This window comes from Halosimplex salinum, from assembly GCF_003730195.1.
Lineage (GTDB): Archaea > Halobacteriota > Halobacteria > Halobacteriales > Haloarculaceae > Halosimplex > Halosimplex salinum.
This window is the reverse complement of sequence record NZ_QWGG01000011.1, coordinates 59,837-76,114: the sequence shown is the minus strand read 5'-3', so window position 1 is coordinate 76,114 and position 16,278 is coordinate 59,837. Positions and strand designations below refer to the sequence as shown.

At 56.2% G+C, this 16,278-nt stretch carries 19 protein-coding genes; 11 read left to right on the top strand and 8 right to left on the bottom strand.

What is annotated here, in order from left to right; genetic code table 11:
- Nucleotides 1–20 precede the first annotated feature (20 nt).
- Nucleotides 21–419: an SHOCT domain-containing protein gene (locus tag D1409_RS20955; RefSeq protein WP_049986209.1), complete on the top strand. Its 399-nt coding sequence runs from the start codon at nt 21–23 to the stop codon at nt 417–419.
- Between the two features lie 11 nt (nt 420–430).
- Here the strand turns inward: D1409_RS20955 and D1409_RS20950 are convergent, their stop codons facing one another.
- Nucleotides 431–880: a universal stress protein gene (locus D1409_RS20950; protein ID WP_092817280.1), complete on the bottom strand. Its 450-nt coding sequence runs from the start codon at nt 878–880 to the stop codon at nt 431–433.
- 184 nt (nt 881–1,064) lie between these two features.
- Between D1409_RS20950 and D1409_RS20945 the strand changes: the two genes are divergently transcribed.
- The gene (locus tag D1409_RS20945) at nt 1,065–1,565 is read left to right on the top strand and encodes a CBS domain-containing protein (RefSeq protein WP_004594590.1); all 501 of its coding nucleotides are present in this window, start codon (nt 1,065–1,067) and stop codon (nt 1,563–1,565) included.
- A gap of 68 nt (nt 1,566–1,633) precedes the next feature.
- On the opposite strand, the gene acnA is transcribed toward D1409_RS20945, so the two are convergent.
- From acnA to D1409_RS20925, 4 genes are all read right to left on the bottom strand, one after another.
- Nucleotides 1,634–4,417 (bottom strand): aconitate hydratase AcnA, encoded by a 2,784-nt coding sequence (acnA, locus tag D1409_RS20940; protein WP_123538930.1) that lies wholly within the window; start codon nt 4,415–4,417, stop codon nt 1,634–1,636.
- Nucleotides 4,418–4,513: 96 nt separating this feature from the next.
- On the bottom strand, nt 4,514–4,789 hold the full coding sequence (locus tag D1409_RS25850; protein WP_123538929.1) for a DUF7521 family protein: 276 nt from the start codon (nt 4,787–4,789) through the stop codon (nt 4,514–4,516).
- Entirely contained in the window at nt 4,786–5,085 is a 300-nt protein-coding gene (locus D1409_RS20930) for a DUF7521 family protein (RefSeq protein WP_123538928.1), read from the bottom strand. The genes D1409_RS25850 and D1409_RS20930 overlap by 4 nt, the downstream gene beginning before the upstream one ends.
- 2 nt (nt 5,086–5,087) lie before the next feature.
- Complete coding sequence (locus D1409_RS20925; protein ID WP_123538927.1) at nt 5,088–5,438, bottom strand: winged helix-turn-helix domain-containing protein; 351 nt, start codon at nt 5,436–5,438, stop codon at nt 5,088–5,090.
- Nucleotides 5,439–5,602: 164 nt separating this feature from the next.
- Between D1409_RS20925 and D1409_RS20920 the strand changes: the two genes are divergently transcribed.
- Nucleotides 5,603–6,217: a cupredoxin domain-containing protein gene (locus D1409_RS20920; RefSeq protein ID WP_123538926.1), complete on the top strand. Its 615-nt coding sequence runs from the start codon at nt 5,603–5,605 to the stop codon at nt 6,215–6,217.
- A gap of 24 nt (nt 6,218–6,241) precedes the next feature.
- Here the strand turns inward: D1409_RS20920 and D1409_RS20915 are convergent, their stop codons facing one another.
- Nucleotides 6,242–6,724, bottom strand: a complete 483-nt coding sequence (locus tag D1409_RS20915; protein WP_206425147.1) for a hypothetical protein — start codon at nt 6,722–6,724, stop codon at nt 6,242–6,244.
- A 205-nt stretch (nt 6,725–6,929) separates the two neighbouring features.
- Between D1409_RS20915 and D1409_RS20910 the strand changes: the two genes are divergently transcribed.
- Nucleotides 6,930–7,667 (top strand): S16 family serine protease, encoded by a 738-nt coding sequence (locus D1409_RS20910; RefSeq protein WP_123538925.1) that lies wholly within the window; start codon nt 6,930–6,932, stop codon nt 7,665–7,667.
- Nucleotides 7,668–7,722: 55 nt separating this feature from the next.
- Here the strand turns inward: D1409_RS20910 and D1409_RS20905 are convergent, their stop codons facing one another.
- Nucleotides 7,723–7,920: a heavy-metal-associated domain-containing protein gene (locus D1409_RS20905; RefSeq protein WP_123538924.1), complete on the bottom strand. Its 198-nt coding sequence runs from the start codon at nt 7,918–7,920 to the stop codon at nt 7,723–7,725.
- Nucleotides 7,921–8,054: 134 nt separating this feature from the next.
- Between D1409_RS20905 and D1409_RS20900 the strand changes: the two genes are divergently transcribed.
- From D1409_RS20900 to D1409_RS20870, 7 genes are all read left to right on the top strand, one after another.
- Nucleotides 8,055–8,645, top strand: coding sequence for an AsnC family transcriptional regulator (locus D1409_RS20900; RefSeq protein WP_123538923.1), 591 nt, complete (start codon nt 8,055–8,057; stop codon nt 8,643–8,645).
- A 94-nt stretch (nt 8,646–8,739) separates the two neighbouring features.
- Nucleotides 8,740–11,346 (top strand): heavy metal translocating P-type ATPase, encoded by a 2,607-nt coding sequence (locus tag D1409_RS20895; protein ID WP_123538922.1) that lies wholly within the window; start codon nt 8,740–8,742, stop codon nt 11,344–11,346.
- 17 nt (nt 11,347–11,363) lie between these two features.
- Nucleotides 11,364–11,588 carry a DUF7123 family protein gene (locus D1409_RS25845; protein WP_080508364.1) on the top strand — a complete coding sequence of 75 codons (225 nt, stop codon included), beginning with the start codon at nt 11,364–11,366 and terminating at the stop codon, nt 11,586–11,588.
- Nucleotides 11,585–12,586, top strand: coding sequence for a DUF63 family protein (locus tag D1409_RS20885; protein ID WP_123538921.1), 1,002 nt, complete (start codon nt 11,585–11,587; stop codon nt 12,584–12,586). Before D1409_RS25845 ends, D1409_RS20885 begins: the two co-directional genes overlap by 4 nt.
- A gap of 67 nt (nt 12,587–12,653) precedes the next feature.
- Nucleotides 12,654–13,790 carry an NAD(P)/FAD-dependent oxidoreductase gene (locus tag D1409_RS20880; RefSeq protein WP_231741202.1) on the top strand — a complete coding sequence of 379 codons (1,137 nt, stop codon included), beginning with the start codon at nt 12,654–12,656 and terminating at the stop codon, nt 13,788–13,790.
- Nucleotides 13,791–14,102: 312 nt separating this feature from the next.
- Complete coding sequence (locus tag D1409_RS20875) at nt 14,103–14,648, top strand: DoxX family protein (RefSeq protein WP_231554252.1); 546 nt, start codon at nt 14,103–14,105, stop codon at nt 14,646–14,648.
- Nucleotides 14,649–14,654: 6 nt separating this feature from the next.
- Entirely contained in the window at nt 14,655–14,942 is a 288-nt protein-coding gene (locus D1409_RS20870; protein WP_004594603.1) for a hypothetical protein, read from the top strand.
- A gap of 264 nt (nt 14,943–15,206) precedes the next feature.
- On the opposite strand, the gene D1409_RS20865 is transcribed toward D1409_RS20870, so the two are convergent.
- Entirely contained in the window at nt 15,207–16,205 is a 999-nt protein-coding gene (locus D1409_RS20865) for a universal stress protein (RefSeq protein ID WP_123538919.1), read from the bottom strand.
- Between the last annotated feature and the right edge of the window lie 73 nt (nt 16,206–16,278).

The window sequence follows — 16,278 nt, the reverse complement described above, 5'->3', positions numbered from 1 at the left end:
CTCTCTTCAGGAGTACAATAATGCAAAATCCAATTCAAGCACGCGGGATTCGTTCTCTGGGACTCATCGTCATCGGAGCACTGACGCTAGCCGTCATCATTGGAATGACTCTGACGCACGCTGCTGTTCCAGATACAGTGATGTGGGACTGGCATGACGGGATGTGGAATGATGGTCACATGGCCGGGTGGGGAATATGGAGCTGGGGGATGATGTTGATCGGTTTGCTGTGGATGGCACTTCTGATCGCCCTTCCCGTCTACATCGTCTACTGGCTGACAACGCGGTCGCCATCGGACGGCCCCACCGAGGATAGCGCACTCGCTGTCCTCCAGGAACGGTACGCTCGCGGCGAAATCGACGACGAGGAGTTCGAACGCCGGCGCGCCCGACTCACGCCTGACGGCGGCCGTTACTGACTGTTCTTCCCCTATTCGTCGACTTCCGTCTTCACGACGGTCGCTGGGCGGGTCGTCAATCGAAGGACGCGGTCGGTCACGCTTCCGAGCAAGGCCCGGTATTCTTCCGGCCGGTGTTTCGTTCCAAGTACAAGTAGATCCATATCTTCGGCATCAGCATACCGTACAATCGTCTCAGCCGGTCGGCCGTGCTCAATTGCTTTGACAACATTGACACCGACCTCCTTCGCTTTATATTGGATGTCTGCGATTGTTTCCGTTCCAAGTTCTTCGAGGCCATGTTCTGGGCCTTCGGCTTCATCAACGTACTCGTCACCGCTGTATGCTGTTACGACGTCCTCATCGACTACATACAGAACATGGAGATCGGCATTATGGGCCTCTGCTAGCGCGATAGCATGGGATTCAGCTTCCTCAGAAGCAACTGTCCCGTCAGTCGAGAGCAAAACCGTATCGTACATTTCTCTTTACTTATTGAGACTAGATTATAAAAGCCAGCGCTCTTGGATAGTGGCGTAGCTGGTAACACTTTTTGTAACTTCACAAAGTTTGGAGATTGTCGTCTCTCACGGTTGAAGAGTGGAGGATTTCTATGACGACCAGCTGATGCTAAGCTATTTCCTGTTATGAGTCGTACTGATTAGCATGGGTACCAGACCAACTGACCTCCGGATGGATATTGGTCGTATTGCTGATGAGTCGGTCGCCCGTGTCACGCCTGACGCCACGGTTGCCGAGATCGCTCACACGATGATCTCCCAATCGCGGTGTGCCAGGTACGTGGTCGTCGAAGAATCCGATCAGATCTCTGGTATCATCACCGATCGAGACCTGATTGCTAACCTGCTCACCGAGGAAAGCGAGTTAAGTGTGCTCACAGCCGAGACGAGTGGAGACGACGTACGAGCTGCTGACGTGATGACGCGTGACCCACTTACTGTGCCAGCAGATGCTGAGATTCCAAAAGTCCTGAGACAAATGAACGAAGCGGGTGCTCGACACGTCCCGGTTGTTGAAGACGGGAGCGTTATCGGGATGATCACTCTGGACGATTTAATTACGCATGTTGCTGGTGAGAGCGCACACGTTTCAGCTCAGATGGATAACGTAGCGGGCATCATCCGAACAGAGTCTACGCACGATTGAAACGCTAATTTGGACTCAAAGTTTTTCGTGTTGCTTGTGCTTCCAGAAATAGAGTCAGTTGAGAGAGATTATCGCATGAGGAGCCGTCTAAGGACGTAGTGGAGGATGCCGCCGTGTTCGATATAGGTCACGGCGGCCGGCGTGCCGACCTGTGCTGTGACCGGGAACTCGACAGTCGACCCGTCCGCGCGCTCGGCGATAACGGTCAGTTCGTCCATCACATCGAGCCCCTCATCGAGACCGTAGATCGTGAAGACTTCCGACCCATCCAGACCGAGAGATTCCCACGAGTCGCCATCATCGAACTGTAGGGGGAGCACACCCATGCCAACGAGGTTGTCGCGATAGATGCGCTCATAACTCCCGGCGATGGTTGCGCGAACACCGAGCAGGTCCGTTCCTTTCGCCGCCCAGTCCCGGCTAGACCCAGTTCCGAACTCCTCGCCAGCCATCACGACGAGCGGTATCCCCTCGTCCCGATAGCGTCGACTAGCTTCGAACACCGTGGCTTGTTCGTCGGTCGGGTGGTGGATCGTGTAGCCACCCTCGACGTCGTCGAGCATCTCGTTCTCGATTCGGACGTTGGCGAACGTCCCCCGCATCATCACCTCGTGATTGCCCCGACGTGCGCCGTAGGTGTTGAACTCGTGTGGCTCGACACCGTGATCGAGCAGCCACTGACCTGCGGGGAGGTCGGGACCGAACGGGCCGGCTGGACTGATGTGGTCGGTCGTAACAGTATCGCCGAGCCTCAGTAGACAGCGTGCGTCCTCGATATCGGCGACGCCGGGTTTCTCTACCGGGAAGTCCTTGAAGAACGGCGGTTCACGGATGTACGTCGAGTCCTCATCCCACTCGTAGACGTCACCCGTGGGCGCGTCGAGAGCAGCCCATCGCTCATCGCCCTCGAACACGGAGGCGTACTTCTCCTCGAACATCTCCGGAGAGACGTTCTCGTGGATTGTGGCCTGTACGTCCGCTGCGTCCGGCCAGATGTCCGCCAGATAGACTGGGTTACCCTCAGCGTCGGTGCCCAGCGGCTCGTGTTCGAGATCGATATCCATCCGTCCTGCGAGTCCGTAGGCGACGACGAGCGGCGGACTTGCGAGGTAGTTTGCGCGGATCTTCGGGTGGATACGCGCCTCGAAGTTCCGGTTCCCGGAGAGAACGCTCGTCGTCCAGAGGTCGTGGTCGTCGATGGCCTGTTCGATCGGGTCGGGAAGTGGTCCGGCGTTGCCGATACAGGTGGTACAGCCGTAACCGACGACGGCGTACCCGAGCTCTTCGAGATACGGAAGCAGCCCCGATTCTTCGAGATACTGCGTGACGACACGGCTACCCGGTGCGAGACTCGTCTTGACGTACGGCGGGATGTCCAGGCCTTTCTCGACGGCGTTCTGGGCGAGCAGTCCAGCAGCGATCATCACCGACGGGTTCGACGTGTTCGTACAGCTCGTGATGGCGCTGACGAGGACATCTCCGTGTCCAATTTCGACCGTCTCACCGTCGAGGTCGACCTCGACGCGTTTGGTTAACGGGTGCAGTTCCGATTCGGGTTCAACCTGAACGCCGCCATCGGTCTCCGCACCAGCTGTACCACCCTCACCGAGCCACCGCTGCAATGCGTCCTCGTCGACATCATCGAGGTCGTCCTCGAACTCCCCGTGGAGAAGTCCCCGGAAGCTCTGTTTAACGTCCCCCATCGGAATCCGGTCCTGTGGCCGCTTGTGTCCGGCTAGACTCGGTTCGACTGTCGAGAGGTCGAACTCGATGACCTCAGTATATTCTGGTTCCTGTTCCCCGAATAGACCTTGAGATTCGAGGTACTCGCGAACGAGGTCGACGTGGTCGGGATCACGCCCGGTGAGTTCGAGATACTCGAGCGTCTGCTCGTCGACCGGGAACATACTGATCGTCGAGCCCTGTTCGGGCGCCATATTGGCGATCGTGGCCCGGTCGGGGACTGTGAGGTTCTCCACACCAGGACCGAAGAATTCCACGAACCGGTCGACGACGCCGACCTCGCGGAGCCGTTCGGTAATGTGGAGCACGAGATCCGTCGCCGTCGCACCCTCGGGTAATTCGCCTTCGAGACGGACGCCGACGACCTCGGGGAGTTTCATCGTGACCGGCTGACCGAGCATCGCCGCTTCCGCTTCGATGCCGCCGACGCCCCACCCGACCACACCGATGCCACCGATCATCGGGGTGTGGCTGTCCGTGCCGACGAGCGTGTCCGGCAGGAGCCAGTTCTCGCCGTTTTGCTCGCGGGCGTGGACGACCCGACCCAGATGCTCGAGATTCACCTGGTGGACGATACCGGTTCCCGGCGGGACGACGTTGAAGTTCTCGAAGGCGTTCTGCGCCCACTTGATCGCGCGATACCGTTCGGCGTTTCGCTCGTACTCCAGTTCGACGTTCTTTTCGTAGGCGTCCTCGGAGTCGAAGTAGTCGACCTGGACGCTGTGGTCGATCACGAGATCAATAGGAATCTCCGGTTCGACCAGGGTAGGATCCCGGTCTTTGCGGTCGACTTCGGATCGAAGGGCCGCCAGGTCGACGACCGCGGGCACGCCGGTGAGATCCTGTAGGACGACTCGTGATGGAGAGAACGGAACCTCTGCGTCCGGTACGTCTGGCTCCCAGCCAGCAGCATTCCTGACATCCGCCGCAGTAACGGTTTCGCCGTTGGCGTTTCGGAGCACCGACTCGAGGAGGATACGGATGCTCACCGGGAGCGTGTCGAGGTCACAGAGGCCCTGTTCTTCGAGTGCTCGAAGATCGGCTATCTTGTACGTCGTCCCGTCGACGTCGAGTTCGCGGACAGCATCGAATGGGAGCGGATCAGTCACAGTAGTTGAATATGTGATAGGCAACGATATCAATCTCCCCCCGAATCCGATTCGATGGGAATCAGGATTCAGTTTTCTGTGAGGATGTCCCTGGACTCACCGAATAAAAGACCAGAGGAGGACAGTGAATCCACATACCAACGCGACGGATTCAGCGATATGAACCTGTGTGAGTGTTAATGCTGAAAATTGATAGAGAAACCCCTCTATGAGGACGCCGAGTGTAATGAATCCGAAGCCGATCGTTGCATCACGTAAGTATCGAGTCTGTTCCTGACGATAGGCGCGAAAACTGATTGTTGTCGTCGCAACGCCCAATAAGAGGAGAAAGACACGGACTCCAATTAGCGTAACTTCCCACCCACTAGTCATGAGTCACCCCCTCCATCTGTCGGTTGAGACATTCGTCCGTATAACGAGTAGAGGATGATAAGCATGCCCACCGCGACAATAGCAGTCTGAATCGTCCCGGCCACGAAGATGGACAGCCCGACGACGTCGAAGAGGATGCCTTCGATTACGGACCCGACACTGATGAAAAGGAACCCGATAGCGACGTACAGCATCGGTTCGCTACCGTGGACTCTGTACCCACGAAACGCTTGGTACGTTATTAGCAGTCCCAGTCCGACTGTGACGAGCTTTGCGATGACGAGTTCGATGTGCATGATTAGGTGTCCCGGATGTCGCTCCAGATCCGCGAGAACCGCTGTGCGGCGTCCTCACGAACGTGCATCTTCACGGCGATGGTTCCATCTTCGACGTCGACGTTGAGGTGGTCGACGTTCGCTTCATAGACGCTATGATGGCTCCCGTCGGCCTCCATCTGTGTCCGTTCGACGAGCAGGTCGTGGGCAACCATATCCTCGACTCGGCGATAAATCGTCGAAAGAGCAACGTCGCACTCTTCACTCAATTCCTTCGCCGAGAGTGGTTCACGGCTCGTCGCGGCCAGAATCTGACGAACCCGCTCCTCTCCGAGGAGCTCCAACAGTTCGTCAGCGCTGTCGTCCGTGGACACAGCTATTCCTCGCAATACCAGATGCTTTCCCGCCGAGACGTAAGTAACAGCCAGATTTGCGTGGCGTGCAAAACAGGTCTTCCACCTTTTTCCACAGCTCTCATACGTCCATCTGTGAGGTGACCCACGCTATGACAACTAATTCAGGACTAACGCGTCGGCGGATGCTCCAATTGACCGGCGGTGCAGCTGTCGTTGGGCTCGCGGGATGTACCGGGACGCAAACAGACGATAGTGGCGGCGGGGCAGACAGTACCTCCACAAGTACTGAAGAGGGAAGCCACACCGAGGACGGCGGTGAATCGGGGCACAACGATGAAGGTGGCCACGATGAAGCTGTCGGTGCACCGAGCGATTCGGTTGATGTCTCCATGATCACCGAGGACGGGGGGTATCACTTCGAACCGCACGTCGTCCGCGTTAATGTCGGCGGGACGGTCACGTGGACCAATGAGAGCGGCAGCCACTCGACGACGGCCTACCATCCAGACAACGACCAACCCCAGCTCGTTCCTGATGGGGCTGCATCATGGGATAGTGGCCTTCGCTCGGAGGAAGGCGCGACGTTCGAGCACACCTTCGAGACCGAAGGTGTCTACCACTACTACTGTACGCCCCACGAGTCGCTCGGCATGCTCGGGAGCGTTATTGTCGGTGATCCGGACCCGCACGAACAGGTCGCGCTCGAAGACCCGCCCGCTGATAAACCGGAGACCGTCCGCGAGAAACTCACCGAGCTGAATGAGATAGTTCGGACGGCGCTCGGCGACGACCACTAATTACCACTTCGACTACGTTCTTTATTAGATGAGGAGATTGAACACGACGTGAGCCAGCCCAAGGACGAGATAGCCCCCCAGAAGTAAACCGAGAGTTCTCCGGGATAGAGACGGTAACCCAACGGTATCGGTTCCGTGGATTCGCTCGCCGAGTGTGTAAACGAAGCGTCCTGCCAGCAGCGCGAACGGAAGATGAACGAATAGTAGGGGGAGGAGTATGGAATCGAACTGGGCGGTCCTTTCGAGACGGGACAGATACTCGAGTTTGAGGACCAGTTCTAACCCACCAACGGTGAGTCCAGATGCGACAGTTGCAAGGAGTCCCTCAGTTTTTGAGAGCAATCGATCTCGGGCGTAGCTCCAGACGTAAAAGACGAGTATCAAAGGGAGCAATCTGACGAACGCTTCCTCGATGAAGCCAGCGAGCCACATCCAGAGTCGAGAAGTTGTCGCTGATAGTAGTACGAGTTCAACCCGATAGGCGATTAAAACACCGAGGGCTGTCACTAGAGCACTGAAAGTCGCGAGCCCGAAGAGCGACCGGTACCGAGCGGACACGCTCGACCAATAGCGGTCCAACAAGATAGTCATGGGGACTTTCTCGCAGTGACAGTTGTTTTGCCTCGGCACCCTGACGACACCACTCTTATACCCATACGCGTGTTACCTGTTACCACAGGATCTGTCATCTGCCACAATAAGCTATTCCAGCATGGGCTCCTCAGAACAAGGCGACACATGCGATTCCGCATCTGGGCCTAGTGGCGACATCGTTGATCGTATTGAGCGGGAGGTCCTCTCCCGACGGGCGTTTCTTGCTGGAGTTGGTCTTGGATCGATAAGCGGTGTCGGGGCAACAGTCACCCTTACTCGAATGGATACAGGCTTCCAGTCGCTGGCGACACTGGCAGGTGGGGCGACGACCCCGTTGGATACTCGGTACTATCTTCCAGCGGTGGACGCAGATGGCGCTGGCCTTGTCGTCGAGACCACCTTCAAATTCGCTGCTGGCGATGGTGAGTTGTTCGTCAATCTGAACGGGATTGAACTTCGACACGACCTCCAGCGCGCACTTGACGAAGCAAAGCAAACTGCGACTCGTCTCACCGGACGATCGTTGGCAGATATAGCCATACACGTATCGTTCGTGTCACCCGAGTCCGACACCCTTGCACTCCAGGGGAAAAGTTGGGAGGCTGGCCTCACAGTCGCACTTATCGCTGGTCTCCGTCAGCAGCCGTTGTCGTCTGAGACACTCATTACTGGAATCGTTGACGACAATGGACACCTGCTTCCAGTTGGCGGAATCGAAGCAAAAGCCCGGAGTGCTCGGGCGTTCGGAGCGACCGAATTAGTCGTTCCGAGCGGTGCCGATTCAGGCGGAACTATCGAGGGGGTTCGTCTGACACCGGTTGAATCGGTCTCAGACGTACTCGATCGACTGTTCTAACGGTATATTCCGCTGTGACAGAGTGTCGCTGCCCTTCAGTTGTGGCGTGGTCGGATTACGCAGACGCGTCGTATCCAGCGTCCTTGACGGAGCTGACGAGTGTATCTGAATCAGCGGACCCCTCGATCGTCGCAGACTCGGCGTTTCGATCAGCAGTCGCCGCGGAAACGCCCTTGACATCTTCAAGTGCGTCTTCGACGGTCTGTTCGCAGTGTTCACAGGTCATCCCTTCGACGGTGATGGTCTGGCTCATAGCCATCTACAGATAGAGGATGTGCTTCTATGTGGTTTTCCACTTAGAAGCAAATGTATTCTCCACCCCTAATCCCAACCTTCCAAAGTTTATAGTGCGTAACAATAATGTATCCAGCGTAATGAGGCAGTAGTATGCGCAATCTGGACGAAACCGATCTGGAGATACTCTCGTTACTGGCCGAAAACGCCCGCCGTCCATTCAGTGCGATCGGGGAAGAAGTTGATTTATCAGGCCCAGCTGTTTCCGACCGGGTCAAACGATTACAGGAAGCAGATATTATCAACAATTTCACAATCGACGTAAACCGGGCGCACCTTCGGGCCGGGGTTCCTGTGTTCATTCAAGCCGAAATCGAACCGGGATCACTCGAGGAGGCCCGCACGCGAGTTCGCGGATCGGATGGCATCGAACACGTCTTTGCGACAGCCGAAGGCGATCTCTGGTTCTATGCCCGTGTTGAGGCACAGAACGTCCGCCAGTGGGTAGACAGCCTTTTTGATGGTCTTGAGATATCGGGATATTCAGTCACCTTGATCGACGAAACTGAATGGACACCTTCAATTGACGGCGTCGAATTTGCCCTCACCTGTACCGAATGCAACAATACCGTCGACAATGAAGGTGAGACGACGCGCATCGATGGGGAGATCTATCACTTCTGTTGTCCGTCTTGTCTCGCACGATTTGAAGACCGCTATCAGCGGCTCGAAGAGGGAGTATAGTACGCTCTTTGGATTCCAAATTTCATTGGGGTCGATAACCACCATCTCGCAACAGTAAACCGCCTAAACATAGACCCCGTATAGTAGAACGAGCATGACAAGCCGAACAACTCATCTCGACATCACGGGGATGTCCTGCGCCAACTGCTCGGCGACAATCCAGGACACTCTCGAATCCCTTGACGGAGTATCGGAGGCGGATGCGAACTTCGCCACCGATGAGGGGTCTGTTACCTACGATCCCGAGACAGTATCGCTTCACGAAATCTACGACGCAATCGACGGGGCGGGCTACGGTGCAGTCTCGGAGACGGTAACGATTGCCATCTCCGATATGACGTGTGCCAACTGCGCCGAAACTAACGAAACTGCTCTCGAAAGTACACTCGGAGTCATTACCGCGGAGGTAAACTACGCGACTGACGAGGCGCAGGTGACCTACAATCCGGCAGAGGTGTCTCTCGATGCGCTGTACGATGCCATCGAAGACGCCGGCTATTCGCCAGTTCGCGAAGACAGTGGCGATGAGGGCTCGGGGCAGGATGCGCGTGATGCCGCCCGCCAGGCTGAGATACGGAAACAGCTCAGGCTAACCCTCTTTGGGGCAGTATTATCAGTTCCACTGCTCTTCTTCCTCATCGACAGCTATCTTCTCGGTGGCGTGTTCGTCCCTGAAACCGTTTTCGGCGTGGAACTCGGCTGGGTCGAGTTCCTGCTCGCCACGCCGGTACAGGCGATCCTCGGCTGGCCGTTCTATAAGAACTCGTACAAGGCGATCGTGAAGAATGGCCGCGCCAACATGGACGTGCTGATCGCGATCGGGTCGACAACGGCCTATCTATACTCTGTGGCAGTCCTTGCTGAACTCATCGCGGGTGGGCTCTACTTCGACACGGCAGCCCTCATCCTCGTGTTCATTACGCTCGGTAACTATCTCGAAGCTCGTTCAAAGGGTCAAGCGGGCGAGGCCCTCCGGAAGCTCCTCGAAATGGAAGCCGAAACGGCGACCATTGTCCGTGAGGATGGTAGTGAGGAAGAGATTCCACTTGAAGAGGTCACAACGGGTGACCAGATGAAAGTCCGCCCCGGTGAGAAGATCCCAACCGACGGGGTCGTCGTTGACGGGCAGTCCGCCGTCGACGAGTCGATGGTTACCGGTGAGTCTGTCCCTGTAGAAAAAGAGGAGGGAGATGAGGTCGTCGGCTCGACGATTAACGAGAACGGCGTTCTTCTCGTGGAGGCCACTAACGTCGGCGAAGATACTGCCCTCCAGCAAATCGTTCAGACCGTCAAGGAAGCACAATCGCGCCAGCCAGATATCCAGAATCTAGCAGACCGCATCTCGGCGTATTTCGTGCCGGCAGTTATCGCGAACGCTATCCTCTGGAGCGTTATTTGGTTCCTGTTCCCGGAGGTGCTGGCTGGCTTCGTTGACTGGCTCCCGCTATGGGGGCAGGTGGCGGGCGGCCCGGCAGCGGCGGGCGGCACGGTCACCGTCTTCGAGTTCGCAATCATCGTCTTCGCGTCCTCGATCCTCATTGCCTGCCCCTGTGCGCTGGGGCTGGCGACGCCCGCGGCGACGATGGTCGGGACGACCATTGGGGCCCAGAACGGCGTCCTGTTCAAGGGCGGTGACATCCTCGAACGCGCCAAGGACGTCGATACAGTCGTCTTCGACAAAACGGGTACGCTCACCGAGGGTGAGATGGAACTCACCGACGTGGTCGTCTTCGATAGCGATGGAAATGCGGTGACTGATGGAGGTGAGCCGGCACCAGATGGTGGACAGCTCAGCACTCGTGAGCGCCTCTCTGAGGATGATGTGCTTCGGCTGGCGGCGATAGCCGAAAGCGGCAGCGAACACCCGCTTGCCCAAGCAATCGTCGAAGGGGCTGAAGAACGCGGACTAGACGTGACTGAGCCCGACGACTTCGAGAACGTCCCCGGTCACGGCATCAAAGCAGTCGTTGGTGACAGCGAGGTACTAGTCGGCAACCGCAAGTTGCTGCGAGACAACGACATCGACCCGTCTCCCGCCGAAGAGACGATGGAACGCCTCGAAAACGAGGGGAAGACGGCGATGCTCGTCGCTTTCGAGGGCGAACTGGTTGGTGTAGTGGCTGACGCCGACACAATCAAAGAGAGCTCCAAGCAGGCCGTTACGGCCCTACAACAACGGGGCGTTGACGTGATGATGATTACGGGCGACAACGAACGAACTGCTCGTGCGGTCGCCAAACAGGTCGGTATCGATCCGGAGAATGTCCGAGCAGAGGTCCTTCCCGAGGACAAGTCCAACGCCGTCGACAGTATTCAGGACGAGGGTCGGCAGGCGATGATGGTCGGTGACGGCGTCAACGACGCGCCGGCGCTCGCGGTCGCACACGTCGGGACAGCCATCGGCTCCGGCACGGACGTCGCCATTGAGGCTGCGGACCTTACGCTGATGCGCGATGATCCGCTCGACGTGGTGAAGGCGATCCGGATCTCGGACGCGACACTCAAGAAGATCAAGCAGAACCTCGTGTGGGCGTTCGGCTACAACACGGCGATGATCCCGTTAGCATCGCTCGGCCTGCTCCAGCCCGTACTCGCTGCAGCAGCAATGGCGTTCTCCAGCGTGTCGGTGCTGACGAACAGCCTGTTGTTCCGGCGGTACACCCCCGATCACGACTACAAGCTCTTCGGTCGCCTCCGCTGAACGTCACCTCTATATCAATGTCAAATATTTCCCGCCAAACGGTTCGGAGGTACCTCGTCGAGACAGCCAGTAGCGAACCGACATACCTCCGGGCTCGCGAGATCGCCGGCGACCTTGACGGATCGCCGAAGGCCGTTGCACAGTACCTCAGCCAACTTCAGGACGACCTCTCAAACGTCTCACTCGAACAGTGGGGGCGCTCGAAGAGTACGACGTGGCGATTGGAGGTGAACGAGTCGTGAGTACTGTCACCCGACGCGTCGAAACCGTCCTTCCGGAGACCGGCTCACGCGAGTGGTGGGCGCTGTACCTGCTCGCCCCGCTCGTCCTCGTCGGTGCGGGCCTCCTTGTGTTCCCGACGCTGGTCTACGACCGGTTCATCTGGCAGTACCTCTGGGGGCCAGTCGTCGCCGACGCCGTTAGTCAGCCAGTCACGCACGAGGGGATTCGTGCTGTCCAGGGCTACAACGCGGTGAACACGGTAATCTACCTCGCGGCAGTCGTATACAGCCTCCCCGGACTACGTGCGTATCTCGACCAACTCGACGTCACGTTCGACGCACGACTGGCCTACGGGTTCGCTCCGATCATCATCGCAGGTGGGGCGATGCGCGCCCTCGAGGATCTCGGGCTGCTCGGGGACTACGCGGTGTGGTTCATCACGCCATCGATTTACATCGTCGTCACCGCTGTCACCATCCTCGCGCTCGGTGTCGGTGCACTCTTGCGTGACCAAAATATCGGATCTATCCCGCTAACAGTCGGGCTCGTCGGGTCGGTGTGGGCTGTCGGGGCCGTCTGGTGGGCTGTTTGGCACGGCCTCTCGACATCGACCCCACTCCGCCTATGGGTTCCTGTCGCGACGACGGGGATAGCGCTCGGCGTAACCGCACTCTACTACTGGGGCACGAGTTTCGCCAATATCACCCACCTTCGACACCCGCTAATTCTGCTGGCCGTTTTCGGCCAGTTGTGGGACGCTGCGCAGAATCTCATCGGTGTGACGTTCCTCGGCTACTCCCCAAAGCTGGTCGTGACGAATCTCGTGTACCAGGCGACTGGATTCTCCGGATCGACGTTCGTGCTGAAACTCGTCGTGACTGTCGGCATCGTGTGGTATCTCGCCGATGCGAAAGAGGAGATGAATCACACGTGGTGGTGGCTTATGACGTTCTTCATCGGAGCGATCGGACTCCCGATGGGCGTTCGTGGGTCACTTCGGATGCTGTTGGGAGCTTAACGATGGCCTCAAAGATTGGCAAAAACCGATGACTCGAACGTCCAAAATTGCGGTAATAGGTGGAGGGATGGCCGGGCTTGCAGCAGCTGCTGGATTCGACGACGCTGGATTCGTCGTCGAACTATATGAGCGGCAGTCCTACGATAGCAAAGGCGTTAATTGCGGAGAAGCGATGACAGCGGTATCGAAGATCCCACTCGAACCGACTGTAGAGAACGGCTTTCTCAACCCGCTGCCAGCGATGGAAGTGGAGGTGTATGACGGAATCGACGCCGATCGCCACCGCACTGGAGCCGGCACCTTTCCTGCTGCGGATACATATATAACGGACCGAAATGTCGTTGAGCAGTCCTGGGCAGAACAACTCTCAGAGAAGGGTGTTGACATCCACGAAAACCAGTCTATCACACGGACAGATTTCCACGAGTTCACCGATGAGTATGATCTCGTCGTTGATGCAACCGGTCAGCCATCACTCTCTAGTAAAGCGCTCGGAACAACCAACGAGTATTCAGGATATATGGTAGCGCTTAACAGTGATGTCGAAGGGGACTTCACCGAGTTGTACCCGAACAGCCGGATAATTCTGGAGAACTATACAGGGTACTCGTGGGCATTCCCGAAGACATCGCAACGAGCCAACGTTGGTATCGGCTGGACGGTCAGTGACCGGCCTAATGATTATATGAAGGCATTGAGGGAAGCCTGTGAGCGGAATGGGTGGCCAGTCCCGTCGCAGGAACGGACGAACGTCGCAATCATTCCCGAGGGACCAAGCCTTGATCCCGACAGAACCCATCTACCGGAGCATTCAGTCGTACGAGTGGGTGATGCTGCAGGTATAGCAAACCGACTCACCGGAAAGGGGATCTCACAGGCCGTTGAATCGGGATTCTTGGCCGCAGAGCTGGCTAACAGAAGCCAATTACACAATTATCCTGATAGATTATATCAGAGGATGAAAACGGAGTACATTTTCGCCACAGTTGTGAGATACTTTCTTGAAACTCGTAATCCCAAGGTTCTGGGAGCAGCAATTCGTGCCGCTGCCGGGATCGATATTGAAGACGTTGACCGGTCTCCGAGTGCAGTTCTACTGCGTCTCCTCCGCCACCCTGTTTTATTTGCCCGTATTTTCTCGAGACGACGAGTTTTAAACCGTGTCTATGGAGGAATGACTAACCAGTGGGAGTTAATTGATTGATATCCACTCGAGTTAAATTCTCAGAATCTGTTAGCTACTGAGAGGATCGGTAAGTACAAAGGATTAGATCAGTAGATGAATTCAGTCCCTCAAACAGAATTTTCCGAAATCCAGAAATCGGTGGGCTCAGCTTCATCGGTGCTCCTGCTTACATGCCCCAGCACACAATCAGTGCGTTGAGGGTGACCGAATTCCTTCTTGAGGATCATCCAACTCACCTCTGACACCCGCGTTCCTGCAATGAGCCCCGACTCTTAGAGATCACGAACCACCACCAATCTTTTTACCACTTCTGATAAACTCAGTCGTGAGGTGAAGTATGCCATGTCAACACAATCCATTCGAACGAGATTTCTCGGAACTGAGACGTCGTTCTCGGTCTCAGGAGCCTGGTTGTCGTATTGGATCCTGCTGCTTCGGCTGACCGCCGGGTGGTGGATGCTCCACGCCGGCCTTGACAAGATCTGGGCGTGGCCCTTCGACGCCAGCTGGTTCGTCGGCGGAGCCGCTCAGGGCACGATTCTCGCCCCCTTCGTCACGCCGTTCAGCGACGGCATCCTGTTGGCGTTCGTCAACGTGGCGGTACCGCTTGGGCAAACCGCCATCGGTTTCGGGCTGATACTCGGTGTCCTCACGAGGACCGCCGCCTTCTTTGGTGCCTTCATGATGCTGTTCTTCTACTTCATCAACGGCTACGGTGGCGGCTGGGCCAACGGTATGGTCACGGGTGAACTACTTGGGATCATGGTCTTCGGAACCATTGTGGCACTCGGAGCGGGCGGCGTCCTGGCAGTCGATAACCGCCTGCGTGAGATGGAACTGTTCGAGAACACGCGATTACGGAAACTCCTCGGGTGACTACCAATGAGTGACTTATCAACGGCAGACCAAATCGCCATGTACGTCGGCGGTGGCTTGGTTGTCTTGGGCGTCGTCGTGATCGGCCTGCTCGACATGCTACTGGGAGCCGGGCACCCAGTCGATAGCGAGGGAGCAATCGAACACGCTGCAGTGGTCCCCATCGACATTAGGGCGGGCATCATCCTGCTCGGCTTGGTGATTTGGGGACTCGTCGCCGTTTACAAGTTTGCCGCAGGGTCGGCACCGTCGGGATCGACTACGGGCCAAACCCCATCCGGCATGGACGACTAGTTCAACAACTCAGTCCGTGGAGCCATTTGCCAGTTAACTTTTCGCGTTGCTCGCACTAACGTCCATCTGATGCACCTAAACGTGAAGACAAACACGATTTTCAGGAGTAGCCTTATCGTTTCTTGGTTTTCCTTCTGGTCAGTACGCGCGCTTTATTCAGCAGAACGAACTTAACACTCTTTGGTTTGGTAGAAGAAACTGAAATCAATACGCAATAGAAATTTCTGGATTTAAGACTGAAATTAGTATATTGAAAATAATATTTCAATATAGCCCTGACTTCCGATTCTGGTTTGTCTTTCGAAGAAAGGTGTACGGGTGTTTTTTCAATTCAGCTGTCCTTCGGTTAACCGTTAGAACGGGGTAATCTGCTTCCTCGATCACTTGAGCTGCGACGCTTCCCTGTAATAGCCGACGAATGCCAGTCAATCCTCGTGTCCCCATTGTAACAAGGTCGATGTCAGTCACCTCAGTGTATTTGAGAATCTCCTGCTGAGGTTGACCAAAGCTCAACGTAGTTCGGACAGGAACGTCCAAGGTCGCTGCCTTCTCCGTAATGTCCTCCAAGAGCCGAGTTCCCCGCTGTTCCCAAGAGTCAGTGACCTCTTCCCACGTGAATCCAGGCCGACTCGAATAGGACTGTTCGGAAATGACAAAAAGTCCATGTAGGGTTGCATCATACCGTTTAGCAATTTGTAGCCCATGTTTGAAGGCCACAGATGCCTCGTCGTATCCATCCGTAGGCACGAGAATATCTGTGAACTGACTAGTAGATAACTCTCCTACCGGATCAGAGGGATCCATATCAGGTATCGTCAAGACAGGAAGAGAGATATTTTGAATGATGTGGCTGGAGACGTCTCTCCGGAGAATTCGTGCTAATCTAGTCTGTGTAGGTTTCTGGTGGACAAGCAAATCGATATCATTCTCCTCAGCGTATTCCCGAATAACACCTGAAGAGTGCCCACTATCCACTGCTGGTATCACATTGAGTCCGAGCGAGTGGGCCTGATCCACCACGGGTTCAATTACCGCTGCTGCGTCCCATTCCTCTTGTTTAGTGACTTGGTCGGATTCCACCTCCGTGCGTTCCTCATCTTGAATAGATAATACGTGGAGAGCCGCATCATACGTTTCTGCAAGTGATAGACCATATTGGACCACTGAGTCCCTTATATCAGCTCCGTAGAGTGGAATGAGGATCTGGTTGTACAGGTTGATGTCCGCACCTTCTCGAACTTCTAGATGGCTGGGGGAGTTCATACATATCTATACGTAACGACGATTTACCGTGCTTTCTGTTAAGAATCGAAACCGGGAGAACAGTCTCTGGGGT